At 70.9% G+C, this 4875-nt stretch carries 3 protein-coding genes; all 3 read right to left on the reverse strand.

Annotated elements, in window-relative coordinates; genetic code table 11:
- A partial coding sequence (locus A5622_RS18660) for a nitronate monooxygenase (protein ID WP_197508045.1) occupies positions 1-699 on the reverse strand: 699 nt, incomplete at its 3' end.
- Between the two features lie 165 nt (positions 700-864).
- Entirely contained in the window at positions 865-1434 is a 570-nt protein-coding gene (locus A5622_RS18665) for a carboxymuconolactone decarboxylase family protein (RefSeq protein ID WP_066880486.1), read from the reverse strand.
- A gap of 120 nt (positions 1435-1554) precedes the next feature.
- On the reverse strand, positions 1555-4875 hold a 3321-nt coding region (locus A5622_RS18670; RefSeq protein ID WP_156753011.1), incomplete at its 5' end, for an amino acid adenylation domain-containing protein.

Below are 4875 nucleotides of genomic sequence, written 5' to 3' on the forward strand. Positions count from 1 at the left end.
CGCCGCCGCGATCTGGCGACCGCGGCCGCTCCCTCCGGCGGCCAGGACGGGCACCGGCGCCACGGCGTCGACGACCTCGGGCACCAGGACCATGGTCGCCACCTCACCGGTATGACCGCCGGCCTCGGTGCCTTGCGCGACGATCAGGTCGACGCCCGCGGCGGCGTGCCGCTGCGCGTGCCGGGTGGTGCCGGCCAGCGCGGCCACCAGCACGTCGCGGTCGTGCGCGCGCTGGACGAGGTCCGCCGGGGGCGGCCCGAGCGCGCTGGCGATCAGCCGGATGTTGTTGGAGAAGGCGACGTCGAGCAGCGGCTCGTAGGTCTTCGGCGAGATGTTCAGGCCGCCGAGGGAGCGGCGCGGCTCCGCGGCGGGCGCGGTGACCCCGTAGCGGGCCAGCAGGTCGTCGACGAAGGCGCGGTGCTCGTCGGGCAACAGGGTGCGAGCCTGGCTGGTGTCGATGCCGCCCTGCTCGGCGCCGACGTATTTGGGCGGTAACAACAGGTCGACCCCGTAGGGCTTGCCCCCGGTCCGCTCCTCGATCCAGGCCAGCTCGCTCTGTAGCCGCTGCGGGCTGTGCGCGGTGGCGCCCAGGATACCGAAGCCCCCGGCGTTGGTCACCGCGGCCACCACGTCACGGCAGTGGCTGAAGGCGCAGATCGGGAATTCGACTCCGAGCATCTCGGCGACCCTGGTTCTCATCGCCCGACGCTAAAAGCTATCGATTGCGAAGTCAATCGGCCACGGGGAGTACGCAACTCAGGTGCGCGCCGCGGGGCTAAGGCCCCTAAGCCGATGGGAGCGACCCGCTTCGCCCGGCCGCGCCGCGCTCGCGATCGCCCCTAAGCCGATGGGGGTGACCCGCCCCTAAGCCCGGGGCGACCGGCCGTCCGGCGGCCAGCTCGCCACGCCCTCCTCCAGCGGCACCTCCAGGCTCTGCAGGATCGAGGCGACCATCCGCCAGGCCCCGATGACCGTGACCAGTTCGACGAGAACCGTTGTGTCACCGCCGAATTCGCGCTCACATGCCGCCCAGTTCGCGGCGCTCACCGCGCCGTCGCGCACCACGTCGTCGGTGGCGGCGAGCACGGCCCGCTCGACGACCCCGAACCCGGCGTGGTTCTGCCAATCCCGCACGCCCAGCAGATCATCAGCCGGCACGCCGAGCCGCGATGCGACGCGCCAGTGCTGGGTCCACTCGTAATCGCAGCCGGTGAGCCAGCCGATCCGCATGATCACCAACTCACGCAACCGCGAATCGAGGGCGCCGTGCCAGAGCATGGTGGCGAGCAGGTCGTTGATGCCGCGCGCCAGCGGCGGATGGTTGAGCAGCACCTGAAAGATGCTGAGTTCGGCCATGTAGTTGGGGACGGCCGCCTCGTCGGCCGCGGCCTTGGCTTCGTCGAGTGGCAGTTGAGGCAGGCGCGCTGTTGTCATCGGATGAGCACTCCTCCGTGCGGGCGGGACCGTCGCGTTCTCCCGTCATGGTAGCCAGCCGACGCCGCGGCGACGACGGGTTTGATCGCGGCAGCGAAAACCGCTATCGTCCAACGGATTTCAGAGCAGACCGAGCAGCTTCAGGTCGGTCACGTATTTGACGATCACCGACGGGCTGATCTGCGGAATGTCGTTATCGGGACCGATCTTGGCTTCCTGCACCGCGGCGCGGAAACGCTCCGTCGGCCCCAGGCACCCGCGGGCGGGATCCGCCGGCGGCACGTGCAAGGCGTTGCGCAGCTGCAACAGTTGCAGCACCGACTGGTGGCGCTGCCGCTCGGGCAGGGCGTGCAGGGCGGTCTCCATCCGCTGCAGCCATTCGGTGAAGTCGTCGACCCGCTCGATCGGGTAGCCGGCCTCGATGAGCCAGTCGACGTACTCGTCGAGGCCGATGCCGTCGTCGTGCGGATTCATCACGTGGTAGGTCTCGAACCCGTCCATCACCTGGGCGCCCAGCGTGGCGATCGCCTCGGCGACGAACTCGACCGGCAGCGCGTCGAAGTGCGCGCGTTGCCGGTTACCGCGCGCGTCGAGCGCATAGAACGAGCGCGGCGCGACGCCACTGGCCACCACGCTGTGCACCATCCGGGTGAACATGTCCGACAGGTTCAGCTGGCCCCGATAGGTGGTGGCGGCCAGGATCATGTCGCAGCGGAACACCGAAACCGGCAGCCCGCACAGGTCGTTGGCCTCGCGCAGCAGCACCTCGCCCGCCCACTTGCTGTTGCCGTAGCCGTTGCCGTAACTGCCGTCGACGGTGCGAATCGGGCCGGCCGTCCGGACGTCGGCGTCCTCGGTGAACGCCGCCGGCTCGATTTGGTCACCGACGTTGGCCGTCGACACGTAGGTGTACGGCTTGAGTTTGGTGGTGACCGCCAGCCGGATCAGCTCGGCGGTGCCCGCGACGTTGGGGGTGAACAGCTCGCTGTAGGGCAGCACGCCGTTGACGACGGCCGCGCAGTCCACGATCAGATCGACGGTGTCGGCCAGCCGCTGCCAGGTCGGTTCGTCCACGCCGAGGTTCGCGCGACCCTTGTCACCGGCGATCACCTCGAGATGGTCGTCGGCGAGTTCGTGGAAATACCGCAGCAGCGCCGGATCGCCGCTGTCGAAGGTCTTTTCGAGCCGGCGGCGCGCGTCCTCGTCGGAGGTGGCCCGCACCAGGCAGATCAGCTTTCCGTCCGCCAGTTCCAGCCGTTCCAGCCACTGCAGCACCAGGTAGCGACCGAGGAAGCCGGTGGCCCCGGTCAGCAGGACCGTGCGCAGGTCGCCGCGCGGGGCCGGCAGCGCCGGCGCGGTCGACAGCGTCGGGGCGTCGATGAACTTGTCCAGCGTCAGGTCGCTGGCGTACACCTCGGTCGCGTCGCGGCCGTGCACGGACGCGAAGTCGGCGCGAAGACCCTCTGCCGCACCGTGTTCGGCGTTGAGCTGCTGGCTCAGGGCGCGCACCGACGGCGCCTCGAAGACGGCGCGCACCGGCAGGTGGACATCGAGGGCGTTGTAGATCGCGGCGACCAGGCGCATGGCCGACAGCGAATCCCCACCCAGGTCGAAGAACGATTCGGAGACCCCGACCCGCTCCAAGCCGAGCACCTGGGCGTACAGCCAGGCCAGGATCTCCTCCACGGCGGTGGCCGGGGCCAGGTAGTCCTCGGTGCCGTAGTCGGGCGCCGGCAGCGAGCGGATGTCGAGCTTGCCGCTCGGTGTCAACGGGAGTGCCGGCAACACCACCACCGCGGACGGCACCATGTAGGCGGGCAGGCGCTCGGCCAGCACCGTGCGGATCTCTGCCGGGTTGGCCGTGCCGGTGATGTACCCCACCAGCCGCTTGTCGCCCGGGCGGTCCTCGCGGGCGATCACCAGCGCCCGCTCCACGCCGGCCAGCCCGGCCAGCGCGGCCTGGATCTCGCCGAGTTCGATGCGGTAGCCGCGGATCTTGACCTGCTCGTCGGCGCGCCCGACATACCGGAGCTGCCCGTCCGCGCCCCACCAGGCCAGGTCCCCGGTGCGATACATGCGCGCCCCCGTCCCGCCGAACGGGCAGGCCACGAACCGCGACGCGGTCAGGCCGGCCCGGCCCAGGTAGCCGGTCGACACGCCGGCACCGGCCACATACAACTCGCCGGCCACACCCGCGGGCACCGGCCGCAGGCACCCGTCGAGCACGAACAACGCGGCGCCCGCCACCGGCGAACCGATCGGCGGCGCCTCGGGTCCCGGGGCGAGCGGGGCGCTGACGGCCGCGACGATCGTGATCTCGGTGGGGCCGTAGACGTTGACCATCACGCGTCCGGCCGCCCAGCGGTCCACCACTTCGACGGGGCAGGCTTCGCCCGCGACGGCCAGCACCGTCGACTCCAGCCCCTCCGTGCCGAGCATCCCCACCTCGGACGGCGTTTGGGTCAGCATGTCGACGCGTTCGGCGACGAGCAAGGCGTGCAGGTCTTTCGGCGAGCGCACCACCTCGTCGGGCACCACCAGCACCCGTCCGCCGTGCAGCAGCGCACCGAAGATCTCCCACACCGAGAAGTCGAAAGCCAGCGAGTGGCATTGGCTCCACACCTTCCCCGGCGCCGCGGGGAGGCCGGCGGCGCCCAGCGAGGCGAACAGCTGGGTGGCGTTGCCGTGGGTCACGGCCACCCCCTTGGGGACACCGGTGGTGCCCGAGGTGTAGATCGTGTAGGCGACGCCCTGCGGCGCCGGTGCTGGCAGCGGCGTCGCAGGCTGGCGGTGGACCTCCGGGTCGTCGATGTCGATGACGAGCGGGCCGAGATCTCCCGAGCGCGAACGATACTCGGCGGTGGTGAGCACGACCGTCGGTGCGGCATCGGTGAGCATGAAGTCGATCCGGGCCGCCGGCAGCGCCGGGTCGATCGGCAGGTACGCGGCGCCGGTCTTGAGCACGGCCAGGATCGCGGCGACGGCCCGGGCGGAGCGTTCGACGAGCAGCGCCACGCACTGGCCCGGTCCCGCGCCGTGGTGAACGAGCAAGTGCGCCAACCGGTTCGCGGACTCGTCGAGTTCACGGTAGGTCCACGAACACGATCCGTCGGTGATGGCCACCGCCTCGGGCGCGCGCGCGACATGCTCAGCGAACACCTCCGGGATCGACGCGGGTGGGTGCGCCTCGCGCGTCAGCGCCGTCCGGTTGCCGATCGCATCGAGGCGGGCGTGCTCGTCGGCGCCCAGCACGTCGATCGACGACAACCGCGCGGTGGGGTCGGCGGTGATGGCCGTCAGCACCCGATGCAGCCGGCACACCAGGGCTTCGATGGTGGCGGTGTCGAACACGTCGGTGCGGAACTCCACCGCGCCGCCGATCCCGGCGGGCCGGCCGTCCCGAGTCCAGCGTTCGGCCAGCGACCACGCGAGATCCATTCG

The organism is Mycobacterium sp. 1245801.1 (assembly GCF_001673055.1).
Classification (GTDB): Bacteria; Actinomycetota; Actinomycetes; order Mycobacteriales; family Mycobacteriaceae; genus Mycobacterium; species Mycobacterium europaeum_A.